The sequence below is a fragment of the Pseudomonas sp. PS02290 genome, assembly GCF_029960075.1.
Classification (GTDB): Bacteria; Pseudomonadota; Gammaproteobacteria; order Pseudomonadales; family Pseudomonadaceae; genus Aquipseudomonas.
Genome location: NZ_JASCOY010000003.1, coordinates 78,511 through 99,052 on the forward strand (window position 1 = coordinate 78,511; position 20,542 = coordinate 99,052).

At 61.2% G+C, this 20,542-nt stretch carries 19 protein-coding genes and 1 tRNA gene; 10 read left to right on the forward strand and 10 right to left on the reverse strand.

The features are described 5' to 3' along the window. The first annotated feature begins 201 nt into the window (after positions 1–201). The 4 genes from QMX88_RS02825 to QMX88_RS02840 all read left to right on the forward strand — a co-directional run bounded on the left by QMX88_RS02825 (position 202) and on the right by QMX88_RS02840 (position 3,537). A complete protein-coding gene (locus tag QMX88_RS02825) occupies positions 202–765 on the forward strand; it encodes a LemA family protein (RefSeq protein WP_420793016.1) in 564 nt (187 codons plus the stop codon). Then, a complete protein-coding gene (locus tag QMX88_RS02830) occupies positions 765–1,550 on the forward strand; it encodes a TPM domain-containing protein (protein WP_282366087.1) in 786 nt (261 codons plus the stop codon). The genes QMX88_RS02825 and QMX88_RS02830 overlap by 1 nt, the downstream gene beginning before the upstream one ends. Before the next feature lie 27 nt (positions 1,551–1,577). Continuing rightward, positions 1,578–2,195, forward strand: a complete 618-nt coding sequence (locus QMX88_RS02835; RefSeq protein ID WP_282366089.1) for a TPM domain-containing protein — start codon at positions 1,578–1,580, stop codon at positions 2,193–2,195. A 124-nt stretch (positions 2,196–2,319) separates the two neighbouring features. Then, positions 2,320–3,537, forward strand: coding sequence for a class I SAM-dependent methyltransferase (locus QMX88_RS02840; protein WP_282366091.1), 1,218 nt, complete (start codon positions 2,320–2,322; stop codon positions 3,535–3,537). Here QMX88_RS02840 and QMX88_RS02845 read toward each other — a convergent pair. Continuing rightward, positions 3,534–4,433: a DMT family transporter gene (locus tag QMX88_RS02845; protein ID WP_282366094.1), complete on the reverse strand. Its 900-nt coding sequence runs from the start codon at positions 4,431–4,433 to the stop codon at positions 3,534–3,536. The genes QMX88_RS02840 and QMX88_RS02845 overlap by 4 nt on opposite strands. A 359-nt stretch (positions 4,434–4,792) precedes the next feature. Between QMX88_RS02845 and QMX88_RS02850 the strand changes: the two genes are divergently transcribed. The 3 genes from QMX88_RS02850 to QMX88_RS02855 all read left to right on the forward strand — a co-directional run bounded on the left by QMX88_RS02850 (position 4,793) and on the right by QMX88_RS02855 (position 5,824). Beyond that, complete coding sequence (locus QMX88_RS02850; RefSeq protein WP_282366097.1) at positions 4,793–5,023, forward strand: hypothetical protein; 231 nt, start codon at positions 4,793–4,795, stop codon at positions 5,021–5,023. 120 nt (positions 5,024–5,143) lie between these two features. Beyond that, the gene (locus QMX88_RS29530; RefSeq protein ID WP_192171666.1) at positions 5,144–5,377 is read left to right on the forward strand and encodes a DUF4160 domain-containing protein; all 234 of its coding nucleotides are present in this window, start codon (positions 5,144–5,146) and stop codon (positions 5,375–5,377) included. A 3-nt stretch (positions 5,378–5,380) separates the two neighbouring features. After that, entirely contained in the window at positions 5,381–5,824 is a 444-nt protein-coding gene (locus tag QMX88_RS02855) for a DUF2442 domain-containing protein (RefSeq protein WP_282366099.1), read from the forward strand. 3 nt (positions 5,825–5,827) lie between these two features. Here the strand turns inward: QMX88_RS02855 and QMX88_RS02860 are convergent, their stop codons facing one another. Beyond that, the gene (locus QMX88_RS02860; protein ID WP_282366286.1) at positions 5,828–6,859 is read right to left on the reverse strand and encodes a DUF4917 family protein; all 1,032 of its coding nucleotides are present in this window, start codon (positions 6,857–6,859) and stop codon (positions 5,828–5,830) included. A 213-nt stretch (positions 6,860–7,072) separates the two neighbouring features. Here QMX88_RS02860 and QMX88_RS02865 point away from each other — a divergent pair, with 213 nt between their 5' ends. The 3 genes from QMX88_RS02865 to QMX88_RS02875 all read left to right on the forward strand — a co-directional run bounded on the left by QMX88_RS02865 (position 7,073) and on the right by QMX88_RS02875 (position 9,215). After that, complete coding sequence (locus QMX88_RS02865; RefSeq protein WP_192171886.1) at positions 7,073–7,270, forward strand: SPOR domain-containing protein; 198 nt, start codon at positions 7,073–7,075, stop codon at positions 7,268–7,270. A gap of 256 nt (positions 7,271–7,526) precedes the next feature. Further along, on the forward strand, positions 7,527–8,003 hold the full coding sequence (locus QMX88_RS02870) for a hemerythrin domain-containing protein (RefSeq protein WP_133772400.1): 477 nt from the start codon (positions 7,527–7,529) through the stop codon (positions 8,001–8,003). 441 nt (positions 8,004–8,444) lie between these two features. Next, positions 8,445–9,215, forward strand: coding sequence for an alpha/beta hydrolase (locus tag QMX88_RS02875; RefSeq protein WP_282366108.1), 771 nt, complete (start codon positions 8,445–8,447; stop codon positions 9,213–9,215). 57 nt (positions 9,216–9,272) lie between these two features. Here QMX88_RS02875 and QMX88_RS02880 read toward each other — a convergent pair whose 3' ends face one another. The 8 genes from QMX88_RS02880 to QMX88_RS02915 form a co-directional block, all read right to left on the reverse strand. Further along, complete coding sequence (locus QMX88_RS02880) at positions 9,273–10,082, reverse strand: EAL domain-containing protein (RefSeq protein WP_282366288.1); 810 nt, start codon at positions 10,080–10,082, stop codon at positions 9,273–9,275. 237 nt (positions 10,083–10,319) lie between these two features. Then, positions 10,320–10,393, reverse strand: a tRNA-Gly gene (locus QMX88_RS02885). Between the two features lie 184 nt (positions 10,394–10,577). Beyond that, entirely contained in the window at positions 10,578–11,462 is an 885-nt protein-coding gene (locus QMX88_RS02890; protein WP_282366110.1) for an alpha/beta fold hydrolase, read from the reverse strand. A gap of 83 nt (positions 11,463–11,545) precedes the next feature. Then, complete coding sequence (locus QMX88_RS02895; RefSeq protein ID WP_282366112.1) at positions 11,546–12,238, reverse strand: pseudouridine synthase; 693 nt, start codon at positions 12,236–12,238, stop codon at positions 11,546–11,548. After that, positions 12,228–12,446, reverse strand: a complete 219-nt coding sequence (locus QMX88_RS02900; protein ID WP_282366114.1) for a cysteine-rich CWC family protein — start codon at positions 12,444–12,446, stop codon at positions 12,228–12,230. Before QMX88_RS02900 ends, QMX88_RS02895 begins: the two co-directional genes overlap by 11 nt. A gap of 82 nt (positions 12,447–12,528) precedes the next feature. Further along, positions 12,529–15,921, reverse strand: a complete 3,393-nt coding sequence (locus QMX88_RS02905; RefSeq protein ID WP_282366116.1) for a dermonecrotic toxin domain-containing protein — start codon at positions 15,919–15,921, stop codon at positions 12,529–12,531. A gap of 156 nt (positions 15,922–16,077) precedes the next feature. Next, the gene (uca, locus tag QMX88_RS02910; protein ID WP_282366118.1) at positions 16,078–19,767 is read right to left on the reverse strand and encodes an urea carboxylase; all 3,690 of its coding nucleotides are present in this window, start codon (positions 19,765–19,767) and stop codon (positions 16,078–16,080) included. A gap of 150 nt (positions 19,768–19,917) precedes the next feature. Beyond that, positions 19,918–20,541: an urea amidolyase associated protein UAAP2 gene (locus tag QMX88_RS02915; RefSeq protein ID WP_282366121.1), complete on the reverse strand. Its 624-nt coding sequence runs from the start codon at positions 20,539–20,541 to the stop codon at positions 19,918–19,920. Position 20,542: the final 1 nt, after the last annotated feature.

A 20,542-nucleotide genomic window follows, 5' to 3' on the forward strand; every position in this document is an offset into this window, starting at 1 on the left:
AACGAGTTTTATCTGATTGTGGCCCGGCAATCCAGAGCCCCGACAACGCGATGGGGCGGGATTATGCCGGGGATCGTCCGGTTTGGCTAAAGTCATGACTGACAGGACTAACTATTGATGAGTACAGGGAGCACGCACGCCATGCAAACAGAGCGTTATGACCACAGCCGGGGCAGTCGTTACAAATTGTCACTGGCGTTGATGATGCTGCTGACGACCCTGTTGTCCGGCTGCGGGATCAACAACATTCCGACCTACGACGAGCAGGTCAAGGCTGCCTGGGCCCAGGTGCAGAACCAGTATCAGCGCCGCGCCGACCTGATCCCCAACCTGGTGGAAACGGTGAAAGGCTACGCCAAGCAAGAGCAGGACACCCTGACCGCAGTCATCGAAGCGCGTGCCAAGGCGACGTCGATTCAGGTGGACGCCAGCACCCTGAACGATCCGGCCAAACTCAAGCAGTTCCAGGACGCACAAGGTCAGCTGACCGGCGCATTGAGCCGTTTGATGGTGGTCTCGGAGCGCTATCCGGACCTCAAATCCAACCAGAACTTCCTCGCGCTGCAGTCCCAGCTTGAAGGCACGGAAAACCGTATCGCGGTGGCCCGTCGCGACTTCATCACGGCGGTCGAGCGTTACAATACCGAGATCCGCACCTTCCCGGGCCGTCTGTGGCATACCGTGATGTACAGCGATCTGCCGGTGCGTCCGAACTTCGAAGCCACTGCCGCTGACGCTGACAAAGCGCCACAAGTGAAATTCTGATGGGACGCGCGCGGCGGGGAGTGCTGGTCGCGTTACTGGCGATGTCGGTGGGCGTATTTGCCCAGTGGGCGCAAGCCGACCTCACGTTTCCGCCGCTGACCGGGCGCGTCGTTGACACCGCCGGGATGATCGACGGCCCGAGCAAAGAGCATCTCGAACAGATGCTGCGCGCCCATGAAGAACTGACCACCGAGCAAGTGGTGGTGGTCACATTGCCAGACCTGCAGGGCTCGACCATCGAGGACTACGGCTATCAGCTCGGTCGTCACTGGGGCATCGGCCAGAAGGGCAAGGACAATGGCGCGCTGCTGGTGGTGGCCCGGGACGAGCGCAAGGTGCGCATCGAAGTGGGTTACGGCCTGGAAGATCGTCTGACGGATGCGCAGTCATCGGTGATCATCAGTCAGATCATCACCCCGGCGTTCCGGCAGGGCGATTTTGTCGGCGGTATCACCAAAGGTGCCGAGGCGATGGTCCAGGTGCTCGGCGGCGATCCCCTTGCCGAACCCGCCGTCGGCGCCACCGGCAGCGCAGCGGCAAGTGAAAACGAAGGCGTCGACTGGAAAGTGACCCTGCTGTTTCTGGTGTTATTCGTGGTCATCAGTTACATCAGCGCACGTTCCGGGCGTGGCAGGTCCATCGGCTCCGGTGGCGGCGGCTTTGGCGGCTTCGGCTCTGGCGGCTCAGGGGGCTTCGGTGCTGGCGGCTCTGGCGGTTCGAGCTCGGGCGGTATGCGCGGTGGCGGTGGTGGATTTGGCGGGGGCGGTGCCTCCGGTGGCTGGTAGTTGTTCGCTCAGGAAGGGTTTGCTTGCATGACATTGCTCAATAAAGACGAACAGCAGCGGGTTGCCCACGCCATCGAGACCGTCGAGCGTCAGACCGACGCGGAACTGGTGACGGTGCTGGCCACCAGCGCTGACGACTACACCTACGTGCCACTGATCTGGGCCGGGGTCATCGCGTTGCTCGTACCGGGGCTGATCAACCTGCTGACCGGCTGGCTCAATGCCAATCATCTGCTGCTGGTGCAGGTTGTCACGTTCATCGTGGTGGCGCTGGTGTGCCGGCTGCCGGGCATCACCACGCGGCTGGTGCCTGTTCGCGTGCGGCACTGGCGGGCGGGCAATCTGGCGCGTCGGCAGTTTCTCGAACAGAACCTGCACGCCACCGCCAATGGCACTGGCGTGCTGATTTTTGTCAGCGAGGCCGAGCGTTATGTCGAGATCATCGTCGACGACGGCATCGCCCGGCGCGTGGACAACGAAGTCTGGCGCTCGATGGTCGAGACCTTCACCCGGCAGGTAAAGGACGGCCGGATTGTGGAAGGTTTTATGGGGTGCATTACTTCGTGCGGCGAGGTGCTGAGCGAGCAGGTGCCCGTGACCCAGGCGCGCAACGAGTTGCCAAACCGGTTAGTGGTGTTGGAGTGATCTGATCGTTCCCGCGCTCCGCGGGGGAATGCCTCTGCTGACCCTCCGCGTCATTTAATTGCACCTACCGCTCTCGACCCGCCTAAAATAGCGCCTCGCATTTCCGCTCCCGAGGCGCTTTCCGATGTCTGTTACCGCACCCGTCACCGTTCCTGCGCAGGATCACCGCGCTCAGTTCTTGAGTCTGCTGGACACCTGCCTGACGCAAAATTCGCTGATCAAACTGGTGCTGGCCAAGTACGTCGGAAGCGAAGCGGAGTTGCAGCGGGTGATCATCAAACCCGTCACGGTCAAGGATCAGCCGTGCCTGTCCTTCGTCTATCGCTACAAGACCCGCGACATCACCAAAAATCACCCCCTTGCCGAGGCGCAGACGCTGATCGCCAGCCTGCTGCCCGAGTCCTTCAAGAACGCTCATCTGCTGTCGCTCACCGATGAAGTGCAGCTGGAGTTCAGCAAGAAGGGCAAGAGCACGCTATTCCGCAACAAGGCCCAGCAGGAGCGCGAAGCCCCGACCGCCGAGCATGACCGCGAGAAAAAACGTTACCTGGAACTGAGCCGGCCATTCCTGACCGATCTTGGCGTGACCAACAAGCAGCACGAGCTGATTCCGGCGATGTCACGCAAGTGGAAGCAGATCAACAAGTTCATCGAGGTGTTTTCCCACGCGCTGGCGACCTCGCCGATCACGCTGGACAAACCGGTGACGGTCGCGGATTTCGGCTCGGGCAAGGGTTATCTGACCTTCGCCATCCACGATTACCTGCGCAACACCTTGCAGGCTGAAGGCAACGTCACCGGCGTCGAGCTGCGCGAGGACATGGTCACGCTGTGCAACAACGCTGCCGCGCGGCTGGAGCATCCGGGGCTGGTGTTCAAGTGCGGTGACGTGCGTTCGGTGGCGCCCAGCGAGCTGGACGTGATGATCGCCTTGCACGCCTGCGACATCGCCACCGACTACGCGATTCACACCGGTATCCGCTCGGGCGCCTCGATCATCATGTGCTCGCCGTGCTGCCACAAACAGATCCGCCTGCAGATCCAGAGCCCGACGCTGCTCAAGCCGATGCTGCAATACGGTTTGCACATGGGCCAGCAGGCCGAAATGGTCACCGATGCCCTGCGCGCATTGCTGCTGGAAGCGTGCGGCTATGAAACCAAGGTCTTCGAGTTCATCTCGCTGGAGCACACCAACAAGAACAAGATGATTCTGGCTGTCAAGCGCGCGACTCCGGCGGATCCGGCTGAGCTGCTGGCGAAGATTCAGGAGCTGAAAGTGTTCTACGGCATTCAGGAGCAGTGCCTGGAGCGCTTGCTCCAGGCGGATGGCCTGCTGGGTTAGACGCGAGCGGCGGCGACCGGCTTGGGTGCGATCACCGCCGTTTTACGCCCGATGGCCAGCGTGACCACGACACCGGCGGCGAAGATCCAGGTCGTCGGGTCGATGTGCTCACCGAAAAACAGCGCCGAGAAGGCCATGGTGAAAAACAGCTGCACCAGCTGAATCTGACTGACCCGCGCGATGCCGCCCATGGCCAGTCCGGCGTACCAGGCGAAGAAACCGATGAATTGCGAGAACAGCGACACGTAACCGAAGGCCCACCAGGCGCCGGGAGAAATCGGCCCCTGATGCTGCCACGCCAGATAGCTGACGGGCACGATCAGCACCGGGATCGAAATCACCAGCGCCCAGCAGATCACCTGCCAGCCACCCATCTCCTTGGCCAGGCGGCCGCCTTCGGCATAACCCAGCCCGCCAATCGCCACCGCGGCGACCATCAGCAGATCACCGGCCTGAAGATTGCCGGCCCCGCTGATCAGCGCGTAACCCAGCACCAGAACGCTGCCCATGGCGGCGCAGGCCCAGAAGGCTTTCGACGGGCGCTCGTGGGAGAGCCATGCGGCGTAGATGGCGACCAGCAGTGGTTGCAGGCCATTGACCAGCGCGCCGTGGGAGGCGGGCAGGGTTTTCATGGCCCAGGCTGACAGCACCGGAAACCCGACGATCACCCCCAGCGCGACCACCACCAGCGCCTTGAACTGCGCGGGGGTCGGCCATTTTTCTCTGCGCCATATCAGTAACGCCGCCGCTGGCACCGCCGCGACCAGGGCGCGGCCTAAACCGTTGAGCAAAGGATGGATTTCCTGCACCACGATGCGGGTCATGGGCAGTGTCAGGCTGAAGATCACCACGCCGATCAGTCCGAGGACCATTCCGGTGTTTTCACGAGAGGACATAGGGGGCCGTGCCTTGTTTTTGTTGGTGCGAAACGCGTGCTCATTCAGCCACAGAGGCGGCATGGGGGCCATTTACAGATGCGTGCGGAATCGTCCGTACACTTCGCCTGTTAATGCTGCGGCGCTCAAACGGGCCTTTTCCCGGCTGAAGCCGGTCCTGCTAACCGACCGCGATGCTTTTGTGGGACCGGCTTCAGCCGGGAATTATGAACGGGGGACAAGGGGGGAACTGCCGTTTTCGAGGATTTTCCTGACGAGCACTCAATCGACTCAAATGTTGGTGCAGAAGTTGAATGCAACGTTCCTGCAACAGTTTGAAGGTCAAATTGGTGCCGTCGAATTCAGCCAGGAGAGCCATCGTGTCGGTTATCGAAAAATGGGCGTTGCAGGGTGTCGTGGTATTCCTTTTCGCATGGATGGCGACGGTGGCGGCTCACTGGTCAGGCAGCGTCGTGCACACGACAAGCAGCGACCGACTCGCCGCCCTCAGCAGCATGCGCCTGACCACTGAATCGGTCGCCACCAGCGTCAATAGACACACGCAGGGTGGGGCAGTGGTCGTGGGGTCGTTGTCGGAAGGTAACGAATAAAGGGCAGCGGCTGGGAAGATTTGAAGCGGTGAGTAATTGGAAGACCGGACCTGTAGGGTCCGGTTTTTGTTTTTGTCATCAGAGTTTGTACTGGGGAAAAAATTTCTCTAGTATCCCGCCATGGCTACCGTACATAACAATCGCAACTGGAAGATCAAAATCTATCCGGACGACCATGCCCCGCCCCATTTCCATGTCCAGACGCCTGACGGGGAGTCACTCGTGCAGATTGACGGTTTAAGGGTCTTAGGCAGGGGCGCTGAGGGGAAGGCGCTGAAAGAAGCGCTGCAGTGGGCCAGGAATCATACCCGGGACTTGTGGCGTATCTGGTATGAGCAGAATCGGAGGACTTGAGGCATGACCAGCAAATTACGCATCGTCGCTGCGCAACCTGTCGCGAACAGCCGCTCGTTGATCCTCGGCTGGAACAACGGCAAGCGTCATACCGTTGATTTGTCGGCCTACATCGACCAATTTGAAGCGCTGGTGCCGCTGAAGGATGAAACGCTGTTCAGTCAGGTGACTGTGGGTGATTGGGGGTTCGACGTGTCGTGGGGGAATGATATCGAGCTGTCTGCGTCGACGCTTCACCGGCTCGCGCTGGAGCAGGCCGGTGAAGTCATGCCGACGCGCGACTTCAAACAGTGGATGGCAAAGAACAACCTCTCGCTCTCGGCAGCGGCCATCGAGCTGGGCTTTACGCGTCGAACCATTACTGCTTACAGCAGCGGTGCTGCACTTATCCCCAAGCACGTGGCATTGGCCTGTCGGGGTTGGGAATATGAGCACTCGCCGCGCTAACCCTCAACTCTTCTTCAACTCCAACGCTTCCTTCAGCCTTGCCACCGGCACCGCAAGCGCCGGATCGCCCAACGGGTGGGTCGTGGCGTTGAAGAATGTCAGCTCGATGTTCTGCCCTTCAAACAGTTCGCTGTAGCGGCGTTTCTGGTGCTGGATGAAGGCGTCACTGCGCGGCAATACCGAGATGGCGATGTGCTTGGGACGGGCTTGGAGAATGGCGTTGAGAATGTGTCGATCCTGCTTGCCCAGCGAGTGGCCGAAGACGCATAGCGCGCCCTCATGCTGCGCCAGTTGGGTGTGGCAAAACGACAGATAGTCCGAACCGCGGATGATCTTCATCTTGTCGTCGCTAGGGCCCTCACAGACAAACAGCGGCACATCTTCCAGCGCGTTGATCGCGAAACTGCCCAGCAGCGTGCTCTCCGAAGACAGCAACTTGCGCGCCGTGCCATCGAAGTTCTTCACCAGGTGCATGCCGCCATGCAGGTACAAAATGCGCGTGGCGTGGCTGTCGGTGCGGTGCAGGTTGAACACAGCGTCATCGTCGAACAGATCATCGAACGGCTGCGCGCCATGCATCGCTGCCCAGTACGCCAGTAGGTCGTAATTGGTGGAATACACCGTCTGATACGGGCTCAGGGCTTCGCTGATCTTGCCAATAGTCGCCGCCTCCATCAGGCGCCACGGAATGTGGGCCGAGCGGATGCCATGAATCAGGGCTTCCTTGATCGCGAAATAGCGGTTGCGTGGCGATGACGAACCGATCGTCAGCGCCGCGTTGACCCGCATCGCGACTTTCAAGCCGCTGAGTACGGGCTCGAAATTCTCCGTTTCCATGGATTTGAACAGCGCCAGCTCGGTGGCGCTCAAGGGTTTGTTGCGCGTGGTCTGCGCCAGCTCGAACAGCGAGTCGTAGGCGAAGTTCTTCCACACGGCAAGACTGGCGCCGTTGCCCAGCAGCAATCCCGAGCAGGGATTGACGGCTTGCAGCGTGTTCCAGTCGGCCAGTTCGGCATCAAAATCCGTGAATTCCATCATCTCGCTTCGCTTTCAGGTGAGCAGGTACTGACCGGACGCCAGAACGGAGGGGACTTATAGAAACCCAGGTCGGCATTGTCAACGCGGCATCCCGGCTTCGAGCACTTTGAGGAGGGTGCCGCTGGTCTCGGTAACGTCTATAGAGTGAATGACGGGTGTAAGGTTTAATCCGACAACCCATAACACTCTCTTGAATGAGAGGAGATGACCATGCATACCGCAATGCTCAGCAAGACGCACTTCAACGGTTACGATGTGATTAACGTGAACAACGGGCCTTGGCGGGTCTGCACCCACCGTGATCGATTAGGCTCATTCTCCACGCGCGAAGAAGCCATGGCGTTTGCGGCCTCCTTACCAGCCTATCAAGAGCGAACGGCGTTATTACCTGCCGCCAAAGCGCACTAATGACACGACTCGTCGCCATCTGAGCTCTGGTGTTGCCGGAGCTCAATCGGCCGGATAGCAACTCGTGAACTGCACTATCCATTTGCGAAGTTTCATGCAGCCTGCACGATTTCGCATTTTCCCTGTTCGTCTAACTGCTTGATTCACTGAGCTTTTCGATAACTCGCTACATCGGCACGGTCGATGCAACTCTCATCACGAACCTGCAGGGTCGGCGCTTAGATCGATCCGCTTACCGTGATCCAGAGGAAACAACATGAACGCCATCGAACTGTTGAAAGCCGACCATGAACGCGTAAAAGCCATCTTGACCCAACTGAGCGAGTCCACCGAGCGCGGCGTTAAAAAGCGCACTGACTTGCTGGCCAAACTGGAGATGGAAATCACCATCCATACCAAGATCGAGGAAGAAATTCTCTATCCGGCGTTTAAAGAGGCGGGCGGCAAAGAGCAGGACATCATGTACTACGAAGCCAAGGAAGAGCACCGCACCGTTGACGCCCTGGTGCTGCCGGACCTCAAGCAAACTGACCCTGCTACCCCGGAGTTTTCCGGTCGTGTGAAAGTGGTCAAAGAGCTGCTGGAGCACCACATCGAGGAAGAAGAGGAAGAGATGTTCCCGCAAGCTGAAAAGTTGCTGGGCAAGAAGAAGCTGGAAGAGCTGGGTGCGCAGATGGAAGCGATGAAGGCTGAGTACAAGAAGTCCCTGTCGTCGCCGAGCCTTGCGGCGTAAGCGTTGATGGAATGAACAAGCCCGGAGTTTTCCGGGCTTTTTCGTGGGTGAAAGTTTTAGTCCGGTTTACTGGTGCAGCGCACTTACTTGCCTCTTCCCGGCTGAAGCCGGTCCTACATTTGGATTGCATGCATTCAGCTGGACTGGCGGTGGCCTCCATTGTGGGACCGGCTTTAGCCGGGAAAGCGTCAGCCGTCACGCTGCAAAGCTGATGGCGAACACACTTGCCTCTTCCCGGCTCAAGCCGGTCCCACAAAAAACGCGAGCTTTGTATACCTGTGTATCCAGACCCCCTGCCGATACGTGCTGACTGAAAGCTCGCCCTCAGCGACACATTGCAGATACGTGCAGCGCATTCAATGGTTCACAGCCAAATGCGGGGTCAGGTTCGGCTATCCCGCTCCAGCCCCTGACCATGACTGCACACTGAGGAAGCACCCCATGAACAGAATCAACACGGCATTGCTGCTAAGCGTTTTTACGGCGGGCGCCCTGGCTCTGGGCGTTGCCGGTGCGGCTCAGGCGGCACCGGTGAAGAACATCGTGCTGGTGCATGGCGCCTTTGTGAACGGGTCGGGCTGGAAGCCGGTTTACGAGATCCTGCGCAAGGACGGGTACAACGTCTCGATCGCTGAACACCCATTGACGTCATTCGCCGATGACGTGACGGCGGTGAAGCGCATTGTTGACCAGCAGGATGGCCCGACGATTCTGGTCGGCCACAGTTACGGCGGCGCGATCATCACGGATGTCGGCAATGACGCTCATGTCGTGGGCCTGGTGTACATCGCCGCCCACGCGCTGGATCAGGGTGAAACCGAAGCGCAGAACGGCAAGCTGTACCCCAATGCCACCAAAGCGGTGAAGAAAACCGCTGACGGCTTCCTGTCCCTTGACCCAGCATTCTATCCGGCGGACTTCGCGGCTGACCTGCCCAAGGCTCAGGCTGAATTCGAAGCCATTTCCCAGGAGCCGACCGCGGCGTCAGTGTTCACCACCCCCGCTGGCGTGCCCGCGTGGAAAACCAAGCCTAGCTGGTACGCAGTGGCCGGGGCAGACCGGATCATCAACCCGGACCTTGAGCGCATGTACGCCAAGCGGGCCAACAGCCACACCATCGAGATCAACGGCGCCAGTCACTCGGTGTACCAGTCCCGTCCGCAGGAAGTGGCCGCGTTGATCGAACGGGCAGCGACCCACGCGGCGGATTGACGCATCGCACCCACGACTGGCCTGCAACCCTTGCAACGTCCAAGGCTCACTTGTGAATCAGGCCACGTCGACAGCGTCCGAGCCGCATATCAGCTCCACCGGCATCGGTTGCAAACGGCCGATCATGGGTTTGGCAAACAGATAGCCCTGCATCAGCTCGACGCCCAGATCCAGCAGGGCGTCGCGCTCTTCGCAGGTCTCGATGCCTTCGGCCACGACAGTGATTCCCAGCCGCTTCGAAACCAGCACAATCCCTTCAACAATCGCCCGACGCACGGCGTCCTGATCGATGTCACGGGTGAGCGCCATATCGATCTTCAGCACCTGTGGTTGAAACATCGCCAACATGTTGAGGCCGGAATAACCTGATCCGAAGTCATCAATAGCGGTGGTGAAACCTTGCCGCTCGTACTCTTCGAAAATGGATTTGAGATGATTCGGATCATCTACACGCTCACCTTCGGTGACTTCGAACATGAGCCGATCCACCGGAAAATCGAACGTCCGAGACGCCTCAAGCGTTGCCCGAATGCAGGTCTCTGCGCGGTACACCGCTTTGGGCAGGAAATTGATACTCAGCTTGCAGTCTGGAATCGCGGGCAGGCCCAGCTGGGTAGCGAGCTCAATGGCCCTGACCCGGCACGCCTGATCGAAACGGTAGCGGTTGCCGTCGTTGACCTGACCCAGGATGAACGCGGCGGACTCGCCGTTGAGACCACGGACCAGCGCCTCATAAGCGAAGGGCGCTCCGGTGGTGACGTTGAAGATAGGTTGGAAAGCCATGGTGAAGTCGAAACCCAGCCCTTCGAGATTTCGACACTCAGCGCAGCCAATGGATTCGAAGGTTGCCAAGGGGATATGTTGCATGATCGTCACTGCCTTGAGATTTCGTCGCTCGATGGATGAATTTTGAGCAACTGGTTTCTCTGTATCGGCAGTCGGCGTGGAATCTGTGATGCGGATTTGCAGCAGGGGATTAACGGTAACGAAATCGGTGCCTGAGAAGGCGGCGGTATGGGTCGGTATTTTTGAAGTCGAGGGCACGAATCGAGATTGATTCAGAGCGAGGAGGGCGGCTGAAAAGCCCGGAAACACTGGGGGAAATGGAGCGGGTAGAGGGAATCGAACCCTCAACTAAAGCTTGGGAAGCTTTCGTTTTGCCACTAAACTATACCCGCTTTTGACTCGACGCCTTTGGAGCGGCTGACTTTGTACCAGATGCGGCGGGTGAATTGAAGCGTTAAATGCCTCACCGACCCAATGCCGTGTGTCCGCCCCCTGATTCGCCGTCCAATGGCACTCATCAGGCTCTGCAGCAAACCCTTCCTTCCCCGGCTGCTGCCCTATCATTTCCCATTCCAATCACACCGCAAACGCCTGTTGCAACTGACCCGTTCTGTAATGAATGCGCTGGGGTTCGGGCGCGGGCTTCAGAAACCCATGCAGGGCCTCTTTCGATGCCAGGCACGCGGCCTTGCTCTCCATGTCGAGAAAGTGCCCCGCATCCTGAATGGTGCTGAAATGGCAGTCGCGAATGTAGTGGGCGAAGTGCCGGGCGTCGGCAGCCGAGGTGTACTCGTCCCACACACCGTTCATGAACAGCACCGGCACATTGATGCGCCTGGCGGCTTTCATCTGCGGATGATTGCTCGCGTCCAGCACATGGTTGATGTGGTGGTGCATCTGCGCGTACTCGTGCAGATCCAGGGAGCTGACGTGCTTGTGGTTGTAGCGCTTGAACAGAGAAGGCAGGTGTTTGCCCAGCGTGCTGTTGAGTAACTCACCGACGCCATGGCGATTGTAGGCGGCGAAGTGTTGCCGGCCGCGCTCGAGGTAGTCGCGCAGCGGGTCGCTGATGACAGGGGAGAACGAGCTGATCACGGCTTTCTCGATGCGCTTGGGCCGATGCGCCAGGGCGACCAGCGCCGCCGCGCCACCCCATGAAAACGACAGCAGCAGTTCGGCGTTGAAGTGGTCGATGAGCTCCAGAAGCAACTGACCTTCCAGCTCCTTGGTCAGGGGGCGTTCATGGGCATTGTGGGGTTTTGATTTGCCGGCGTAAGGCGGGTCGTACAGCACGACGTTGAATTGCGGGTGAAGGTTGCGCACGGTTTGAGCGAAGGAGGTGGTCGTGGCGAGCGAGCCATTGACCAGAATGATGGTCTTCTCGGCGGCGTCTGCGCGATAGAGCTCCGTGTAAACCCGGAACTGGCCTTGTATGTCCAGCACAGTGATTTCTGGCTTCATCTCCATGTCTCCTGACGAAAAAACGGGGTGCGCGTAGACACGTTGCACGTGTTTCGTGACAGGTAGGCAATTGGACGCAGGTTTCAGATCAACGCAATTTCGTCGGGCCTCAGGGCTCTGTACTGTCCGGGGGCCAGCGCCGGGTCGAGTCTCAGCGGTCCCATGCTCTCGCGGTGCAGCCGGGTCACCTTGTTGTCGAAGTGGCCGAACATGCGTTTGACCTGATGGTAACGCCCTTCCACGATGCTCAGCCGGGCGCGATGACTGCCCAGAATCGTCAGCTCGGCAGGCTGTGTCGTCAGGTCTTCAAACGCGAAATAAAAACCTTCAGCAAATTTTTCGACGTAGTGCGCACCGATGTCGTCTTCGGTCTCGACGTCATAGACCTTCGCCAGTTTGGTGATCGGCTGCGTCAGGCGGCGCGACCACTGCCCATCGTTGGTGATGAGCATCAGCCCGGAGGTGTTGAAATCCAGTCGGCCGGCGATGTGCAGATCGTCCTTGTCGGGCTCCTCAAGCAGGTCGAGCACGGTGGGGTGCTGCGGATCGACGGTTGCGCTGACGCAGCCCTGGGGTTTGTGCAGCATGAAATACCGGGCGGGTTTGCCGAGCTGAAGGACTTCGTCGTCGATCCGTACCTGACTGAACTCGCGGACTTCGTGCAGCGGGTTTTTTACCAGCAACCCGTCGACCTGCACGCGGCCTGCGATCAGTGCCAGTCGTACCTCTTTGCGGCTGAAGCGCGGCAGGTTGCTGAGGAAACGGTCAAGACGCATCGCGACTCGCCGCTTCAAGGCCCGCGCATCGCGGACAGAGGCATGCCTGTCCACGGACCTCTTCGGGTAGAGCTGCCAGTACCGCCGGGTCGATCTCGGCGGTAAAACACCAGCAGGCTTGATCCACTGTGCGCGGATCAGCCAGGGTGCAGCGGTTACTGGCGCCGCAAACGGGGCAGATGCTCGTGTCGATGATGTGAGTGTCCATGTAGAGCGCCGCCTTTGAGTGCCGCCAATGCTAGCGCGCGGCCCTGTCTCGCGCCATGAGCATGTGATCCCGGGCAACGCGCCTACGGGGTAATCGGCGACTGGCCTTGCGGGGCGACGAAAGAGGGCGCGCGCCCCAGCATAGAACCCACGGCAGGACAGCGGCAATGCACCAGCAGGATGTTGTCGTAGTGAATGCCCTGCCGACTCAGTTCGCCGAACAGATCCTCCAGGGTCGGGCGGGTCATACCGAACCGGTTGCGCACGGTCAGCACATCCATGGGCGTTGCAGGGAGCAGGCTGGGCAGCGGCGGTTGATGACTGTTGCGCACGATCTGGCTGATGTCCCGATAACTTTCATAGTGCTCGCTCTGAAATTTCGCCAGGGTGTAGTTCTTGATGCGTCCGGGCAGCGAGGTGCCGGCCATCAGCGTGTCCCGGGCGAACATGTCCGGAAAGGGCCCGACGCCGGGGCCGGGCACCGGCTGCGCAGTGTTCAGCAGGGCGTAGGGCCGCACCGACTGGCTGGCGATCCGGTGCAGCATCGGGTCGACCAGCTCGTGACCGTGGGGCGCGTAAGTTCGCAGTTCGGTGCCGTTGGGAATGGCCGTCGTGCGCGTCCACGGCAAGTAGTAGCCGTGGCTGCTGACGACCAGGGTGCGTGCCTGGGTCCGGTCCGATGTCCACAGCAGAAATTTGCGCTCCAGCTTCCACACTTGAACCGACGACGTGCCGAATTCGGCATTACCCGCCACGCTCCACGTCTTCATCAGGCCCGCTCCATTGAAGAATGGCTTGAGCAGCGTTTTGCGTGGGTGGGTCGCCCTGCGCAGCCAGTCGCCGAAATTGCGTGCCGGCAGCGCAGTCTTCACTCGACTCAGCCCTCGGCCCAGTGCTGTGGCAGGCGCTGCGAGTTTGCGGAACGCCTGAAAAAGTCGTGGCGTGGCCGGTGCCATGTGCAATAACCCCAGGGACAGAATGGCGAACACCACCTGGCGCCGTTCCTTCTGACGGTCGCCGGGGAGGTGGGCGGCCTGAATGCCCAGCGAAACGCTGGCCGCGCTGGCCGTCAGCGCCGCAACGGAGGCCGCCGGCAGCACGAGCGCCATGGGTGCCAATAACAGTTGCAGGCGATTGAGGTGTTGAATCCAGGCGCCGAGTGCCTGCTCGCGGTCGGTCACGATGCTGTCCTCGGCGTCGTACTGGCTGTTAAGACGCAGGCCCTCACAGATGAACGCCATGGGCGAGCCGGACACTTCCTGCTCGCACAGTTCACGCTGCCGGGCGGCATGGGTGTCCGGGCTGTAGAGCGGCTCTGTCCAGGGGCGCAGGATCGACACCGGTTCGGCCGGCGCTCGGACCCCGCCCCACAGTTCGAGGATATAACCGAGCCTGGCGTGAAAACGGCGCGGCATGTAATTGAGCACGGTCTCGCGCCATGCAGGGTTGGCGGCAGCGGTAGTCAGGTGGTCGATGAGCTGCTGACGATGACTGAATGCCACGAACGGCGTTGACTGCCCGGCCTGATAAAGCACCCCGCCTTCCTGGTCGGGCGCGCTGATCATCAGCAAGCCCACGCAGGGAGGGCAGTGGGAGTTCAGTGGCAGTCCGCTGCTGACGTGAAAGCCCACAGCGCTCCAGCGGATCCGTTCTGCAACGAGAAGCGGCGCCTCTGGCGCAGGCACCTGCTGCGCCTGCTCCACGGCATCGATCACTCTCTGGAAACGGTGCATGGAAAGATCGCCGCTCTTTAGGGCCAGCAGCGCCTGGCTGACGAAGGTCGACCAGAACGAACGCTCGATGTCAGCGCGTTGCTGCCGCCAGAACTGGTCGAGTCGAAGCTGCATGAGGCCGAGAAAATCGACGCCCTGTATGTACGCCTCGACGCTCGCGGCGCTGATGTTCAATTCCGCCTCGGGCGACCAGGCCCCGTTTCCGCTCGGATCTGCGTAGACGACCCAGCGACCGCCTTCATCATCGTAGCCCTGGGGCTGAAGCGCCCTGAACCGGCTCAACAGTGCCTGACTCAGCGTGACGGGCGTTTCAGCCGGCGTGACAATCACGTTCGCCGCTGCGATTCGCGGGTGGCCCCACGGCGTCCTCGACGTGCCGGGCAGGTAGCGGATGAATACGCGCCGGGGATCTGTGATCGGCGTGTGCGTTTGCTTCAACGGGACAGGCTTGAGTCGGGGGAACACCTGCCTGAGCCACTGGCCCATGAGCCGGTTTGCGAACCCGAGCGGGGTCGGGATTCGCGCCAGCAGCGGCTCATGGTGCTGCCAGTGATCGAGGGCGCTGACCAGTGCCAGTGCCGGCTCGATGGGCATGAGCGCCGCGTGGTCGTCGTCGTTGAATGCGTCGGTTGATTCAACCGCATCGATGCCCGTCAGTCGCGCAGCGCAAAAGCGTTGCTGGGCGACACGCAGTTGAGTGAATACGTCGTCCGAAGGCGCCGCCAGCGTGAGGGTGATTTGCGTGCCATCGAGCGAAAGATTCAGCCGATGCCAGGCCGATGCGTTGATCGCCTCCAGCACCTTGTCCGCTTTCCAGGGCGCGTCATCGCTGATGTACTCATGGCACAGGGGCGCGCTGCCCAGCACGTGGACATAGCAATGCCCCGTGGTATTGGAGCGTAGATGGAAGATACCGGGGATGATCTCGCCGTTCAGCGCCACCCCGCGCACGACCGAGCGTGCCGGCGGTCCGGCCGACTGCAGGTCCTGAACACCAAGCGGGAAACGTGTGAGCCCCAGCGCATCCAGCGCTAATAGATGGCCCTCGTTATCCATGCGCTTGCGCGAATGCAGGCGGGTCACACCATCGAGAAACGCCAGCTTGGCGAGCATCTCCCATGTGTCGCCGTGATGCTCCCAGAACTGACGCTGCACCTGCTCATATTCCAGTGGCCATCGGGCTTCGATGAGCAGCTCGAAAAACGCCGAGACGGTCAGGGTGGGCGTCCACGCCGACAGCGGGCGATCAGCCTCGGCGCAGCGTCGAAGGGCGAGGAGTCCGGGCGGATTCAGCGTCTCCCGGCCCAGCTCGCGTAACGTCAGGCGCAGCTCGAAACGCTCCCGACCGTCGGTTTCCACGGCCGGCTCCAGCGCGGTGCTAAAACTGACGTGCAGCTCGTCAAGGTCAATGGGCGTGCCAAATCTGGCCTGTAGCGTTTCCTCCAGCCGCTGGTCCAGATGGCGGACGACCGAGGGCGGAAACTCGAGATCCAGTTGCCAGGCTTTCAGTACCCAGACCGATCCGTACAACAACTCGGCGACCGGGCTGACGGCCTGGCGCATCAAGCGCTTGTAGTTAATCCCGTAAGCTTCGCTGGCGGACGCGGCGGCGGGCTCCGGGGATTCAGCCGGGCGCAAAGGTTCCGCGAACGGCGAAACGCTGAAATCCCCGCCATCGGGCAGGGTGTCGTTGGAAAGGAGATCAAGGCCGCTCGCGGAATCAGAGCTGCTGCGGTCGTTCATGAAAAATCGCGCCACGTGGAAAGATGCCCACTATGGCGCGATGCCGGGTGGCAATGGCGGTAACTATGTATCGCGTATGCCACCGCGTCTTATGCCTCTATGAAAGCTGCAAGCGTTAAGCCGCAAGCTGCAAGCTGCAAAGAGCATCAGCGCCAATCAGCCGACGTCCAGCACGACCACCCGTTGTCCGGCGCGCACCGCCGAGCCAGGCTGCACGCGGACGTCGCTGACCACTCCGGCGTGGGGCGCCACCAGCGGGATTTCCATCTTCATCGACTCCAGAATCACCAGGGTTTCCCCCGCCTCGACGCGCTGGCCGACGCTGACCTGCACCTGCCAGAGATTGCCGGCAATGTGGCTGTCGACGCTGGTCTGCCCGTCTTGCAGCGGCGCTTCTTCCGTGGATTCGGCCAACGCTTCGTCGCTCTCGAACGAGGCCTGCCCGTTGGCGATCCAGCGCTCGCGCTCGGCGTTGAACGCGCTCTGCTGCTGGTTGCGGAATGCCGCGATGCTCTGCGCTTCTTCGGCCAGGAGGGTTTGGTACTCAGTCAGATTGAGCGTGCTGTGCTCGATCCGCAGCGGGTACCGACCGAGGGGGAAATCGCGGCGGATGGTCAGCAGCTCGTCGGCGCTGACCGGATAAAAGCGAATCTGGTCGAAAAACCGCAGCAGCCACGGTTTGCCATCGAACGCCGCCACCGCGCGATAGCGGTTCCACATCTGCAACGTGCGGCCGACGAACTGATAGCCGCCGGGGCCTTCCATGCCGTAGACGCACATGTACGCGCCGCCGATGCCGACGGAGTTTTCAGCGGTCCAGGTGCGCGCCGGGTTGTATTTGGTGGTGACCAGCCGATGGCGAGGATCCAGCGGCGTGGCGACCGGCGCACCGAGGTAGACGTCGCCCAGCCCCATCACCAGGTAGCTGGCGTCGAAGACCGTGCGGTGCACTTCGTCGAGGTTCGGCAGGTCGTTGATGCGGCGGATGAATTCCAGGTTGCTTGGGCACCATGGAGCGTCCTTGCGCACGGTGGTCATGTACTTCTCGATGGCCAGCTGGCAGGCCGGATCGTCCCAGGACAAGGGTAGATGAACGATGCGCGACGGCACCTCCAGATTCTTGCTGGCGCAGACGCCGTCCCACTCGCCGGCGACCACATCGAGCAGCGTTTTCAGCGGCAGTTGCTCAGGCTGGTAATGCACCTGCAGCGAACGAATGCCCGGTGTCAGGTCAATCACGCCGTTGAGCTGCTTGCTTTCCAGCGCCTGCATCAGCGCATGGCCGCGGAAGCGCAGCACCAGATCCAACTCCGGCGCGCCGATCTCCAGCAACAGATGGGTGTCGCCGGACAGGCGAGCAACGAGACGGGTATCGTCCTTGCCGATGTCGAGCACAACCGGCGAAGTCAACGCTGCTCCCTGTGGCAACACAACTGGTGAGGTCAGCGCTGCACCCTGTAGGAGTGAGCTTGCTCGCGAAGACTCTGGTCGAGTCGCTAAATATTCATCGGATGTACCGGCCTCTTCGCGAGCGAGCTCACTCCTACACAGATCGGTGTTCAGTTTCAGCGAGCGGGCCGCGTCGAGACTGACCGGATAAAACCGCACCTTGTCCCCGGCCTTGAGCTGCCCCAACTGCCACAAATCCGCCTCGATGATCGTCACCGGGCAGACAAAGCCGCCCAGGCTCGGCCCGTCCGGCCCGAGGATCACCGGCATGTCCCCGGTGAAATCCACCGCACCGATGGCGTACGGATTGTCATGAATGTTCGACGGGTGCAGGCCCGCTTCACCGCCGTCGGCACGCACCCATTCCGGCTTGGGCCCGATCAGGCGCACGCCGGTGCGGCTGGAGTTGAAATGCACTTCCCAGTCGGTGGCGAAGAAGGTCTCGATGTAGCGCTCGGTGAAGTATTCCGGCGCGCCGTGGGGACCGTAGATCACCCGAATGTCTCGTATCTCCGGCAGCGCGGCGATCTGCGCGGGTGCCAACTGCTGGCCTGCGCTGCGGTCCACCAGCGGCGCGATATGCAGCACGTCCCCTGCGCGCAATGCCCGTCCGCCGTGCCCGCCAAACTGGCCCAGGGTGAACGTGCTCTTGCTGCCCAGATAATCCGGCACGTCCAGCCCGCCCCGCACGCACAGATAACTGCGGGCACCGGCGCCCGCGATGGTGCCAAGCACCAAGGTCGATCCAGCAGAAACAAGCAACGATTGATTCATCGGCAGCGCTACGCCATCCACCGACAGCGGAATGACCGCGCCCGTCACGGCAATGACCGCATCAGTGTTGAAGCGCAGCGTCGGCCCACTCATGGTGATTTCCAGCGCGGCGCAGCCTTCAGCGTTACCCACCAGAGCATTGCCCAGACGCAACGATCGACTGTCCATCGGACCCGACGGCGGCACGCCCACTGCCCAGTAACCCAGGCGCCCCGGATAATCCTGAACGCTGGTCTGGGTGCCGCCGCTCAGGACCTCGAACGTGTCGGCGCGATAGGTCAGCCCCTCAAGGCACCGCGTCCACGGCTGGCCGCTGGCGAACGGCACGTCCGCGATGATCTGTCGCAAGTAGTCGCGATTGGTCTCGATCCCATACAGCCGGGTTTCGCTCAGGGCCTGGGCCAGACCGTCACTGGCCGACATCCTGTCCGGCGCCCAGCTGATGACCTTGGCGATCATCGGATCGAAAAACGGCGGAATTTCACATCCGGCCTCGACCCAGGTGTCGATGCGCAGGTGTTTGCCGTCGGCGGTGGGGAAGTGCACCGAGGTCAGCAAGCCCGGGCTGGGCTGGAAATCCCGGCCCGGGTCTTCGGCGTACAAACGCGCCTGAATGGCGTGGCCGACGGGCTGTAAACCCGCGCGCAATTCAACCAGCGGCGGCAGATCGCCGGCCGCCAGTTGAATCATCCAGCTCACCAGGTCCACGCCCCAGACTTGCTCGGTCACGCCATGCTCGACCTGCAAACGGGTGTTCACTTCCAGAAAATAAAACCGCTGATCATCGCTGTCGAAGACGAACTCCACCGTGCCGGCGCTGCGGTAGTTAACCGCTTTCGCCAGCTTGATCGCCGCGGCGCACAGCTCCTCGGCCATGCCGGCGGGCAGGTTCGGCGCGGGGGTTTCTTCGAGGACTTTCTGATTGCGACGCTGCACCGAGCAATCGCGCACGCCGAGGGCGATCACCTCGCCACGACCGTCGCCAAACACCTGCACCTCAAGATGACGAGCGCGCTGGATGTACTTCTCGATGAACACGCCGGCGTCGCTGAAGTTGTTCTGGCCCAGCCGCTTGACGGCCTCGAATGACTCGCTCAGTTCGCTGGCGCTGCGGCACACGCGCATGCCGATCCCGCCGCCGCCCGCCGTGCTTTTCAGCATGACCGGGTAGCCGATGGTTTCAGCAGCGGTCAAGGCGTCTTCCAGGCTGTCCAGCAGTTCGGTGCCTTCGAGCATCGGCACGCCGTGTTGTTTGGCGAGGGCGCGGGCAGTGTGCTTGAGGCCGAAGACCCGCAGTTGCTCGGGTGTCGGGCCGACGAAGGCGATGCCGGCGTCTTCACAGGCCTGGGCAAAGGCCGCGTTTTCGGACAAAAAGCCGTAACCCGGGTGAATCGCTTTGGCGCCGGTGGATTGGGCGATGGCGAGAATCTTGTCCACCGCCAGGTAGGTGCCGGCGGCGCCACCTTCGCCCAGGCTGTGCGCTTCATCGGCTTGCAGAATGTGCAGGCTGGCAGCGTCCGCTTCGGCGTACACCGCAACGCCGCCGACCTGCAGGTCGCGAAGGGTACGCAGGATGCGGCAGGCAATGGCGCCGCGGTTGGCAATCAGCAGTTTGTCGAACATGGCATTGACCCCGGGGATCGATAGCGATCAATCCCTCACTGGGTAGCGGGCCGTCCCGCTGTGGTACGCGTTGCACGAAGGCCGTCCCTCGCGCCGAAATCTTGAAGCTTGAACCCGTGAATCTTGAACCCTTGAAATCGCGGTCAGCGGTTAGTCCCAGACGAGCAGTTCTGCCGGCGTCGGGTTGTAGCCGTTGCACGGGTTGTTCAGCTGTGGGCAGTTGGAAATCAGCACGATCACGTCCATCTCGGCGCGCAGTTCGACGTACTTGCCGGCGCCGGAAATGCCGTCCTCGAACGTCAGCCCACCGTCCGCCGTGACCGGCACGTTCATGAAGAAATTGATGTTCGGGCTGATGTCGCGTTTGCCCAGCCGACCGTCATGGATGCAGGCGCGCAGGTAGCTGTCGCGGCAGCTGTGCATGTGCTTTTTATCCAGCGCATAACGCACGGTGTTGCTCTCTTGGGCGCAGGCGCCGCCGAGGGTGTCGTGGCGCCCGCAGGTGTCTTCGACGATGGTCAGCATCGGCTTGCCCAGGTTCGAATACAGGACGCTGCCTTTGCTCAGGTAAACGTTATTCTGCCGACGCAACGTACGTTGCACGTCATAGCGTTCGCGTGGGTTGGCGAGGCTGTAAAACAACGTGTCAACCGCCTGATTGCCTTCGAGATCGAGCAAGCGCAGGGTCTGCCCGGCCTTGAGTTCGGTCAGGGAGGGCTCGCCGGCCGGGATGTGGGTGATGGAAACGGGGGCATTTTTTTGTGCGGTGCTCATG

Bases quoted from the DNA above. Each gene is read 5' to 3' on its own strand.
- QMX88_RS02830 (WP_282366087.1), top strand. From the start codon at position 765: ATGGGACGCGCGCGGCGGGGAGTGCTGGTCGCGTTACTGGCGATGTCG.
- QMX88_RS02860 (WP_282366286.1), bottom strand. From the start codon at position 6,859: ATGGAATTCACGGATTTTGATGCCGAACTGGCCGACTGGAACACGCTG.
- QMX88_RS02855 (WP_282366099.1), top strand. From the start codon at position 5,381: ATGACCAGCAAATTACGCATCGTCGCTGCGCAACCTGTCGCGAACAGC.
- QMX88_RS02890 (WP_282366110.1), bottom strand. From the start codon at position 11,462: ATGAAGCCAGAAATCACTGTGCTGGACATACAAGGCCAGTTCCGGGTT.
- QMX88_RS02870 (WP_133772400.1), top strand. From the start codon at position 7,527: ATGAACGCCATCGAACTGTTGAAAGCCGACCATGAACGCGTAAAAGCC.
- QMX88_RS02835 (WP_282366089.1), top strand. From the start codon at position 1,578: ATGACATTGCTCAATAAAGACGAACAGCAGCGGGTTGCCCACGCCATC.
- QMX88_RS02825 (WP_420793016.1), top strand. From the start codon at position 202: ATGATGCTGCTGACGACCCTGTTGTCCGGCTGCGGGATCAACAACATT.
- QMX88_RS02840 (WP_282366091.1), top strand. From the start codon at position 2,320: ATGTCTGTTACCGCACCCGTCACCGTTCCTGCGCAGGATCACCGCGCT.
- QMX88_RS02915 (WP_282366121.1), bottom strand. From the start codon at position 20,541: ATGAGCACCGCACAAAAAAATGCCCCCGTTTCCATCACCCACATCCCG.
- QMX88_RS02905 (WP_282366116.1), bottom strand. From the start codon at position 15,921: ATGAACGACCGCAGCAGCTCTGATTCCGCGAGCGGCCTTGATCTCCTT.
- QMX88_RS02880 (WP_282366288.1), bottom strand. From the start codon at position 10,082: ATGCAACATATCCCCTTGGCAACCTTCGAATCCATTGGCTGCGCTGAG.
- QMX88_RS02895 (WP_282366112.1), bottom strand. From the start codon at position 12,238: ATGCGTCTTGACCGTTTCCTCAGCAACCTGCCGCGCTTCAGCCGCAAA.
- QMX88_RS29530 (WP_192171666.1), top strand. From the start codon at position 5,144: ATGGCTACCGTACATAACAATCGCAACTGGAAGATCAAAATCTATCCG.
- QMX88_RS02875 (WP_282366108.1), top strand. From the start codon at position 8,445: ATGAACAGAATCAACACGGCATTGCTGCTAAGCGTTTTTACGGCGGGC.
- QMX88_RS02865 (WP_192171886.1), top strand. From the start codon at position 7,073: ATGCATACCGCAATGCTCAGCAAGACGCACTTCAACGGTTACGATGTG.
- uca (WP_282366118.1), bottom strand. From the start codon at position 19,767: ATGTTCGACAAACTGCTGATTGCCAACCGCGGCGCCATTGCCTGCCGC.
- QMX88_RS02900 (WP_282366114.1), bottom strand. From the start codon at position 12,446: ATGGACACTCACATCATCGACACGAGCATCTGCCCCGTTTGCGGCGCC.
- QMX88_RS02845 (WP_282366094.1), bottom strand. From the start codon at position 4,433: ATGTCCTCTCGTGAAAACACCGGAATGGTCCTCGGACTGATCGGCGTG.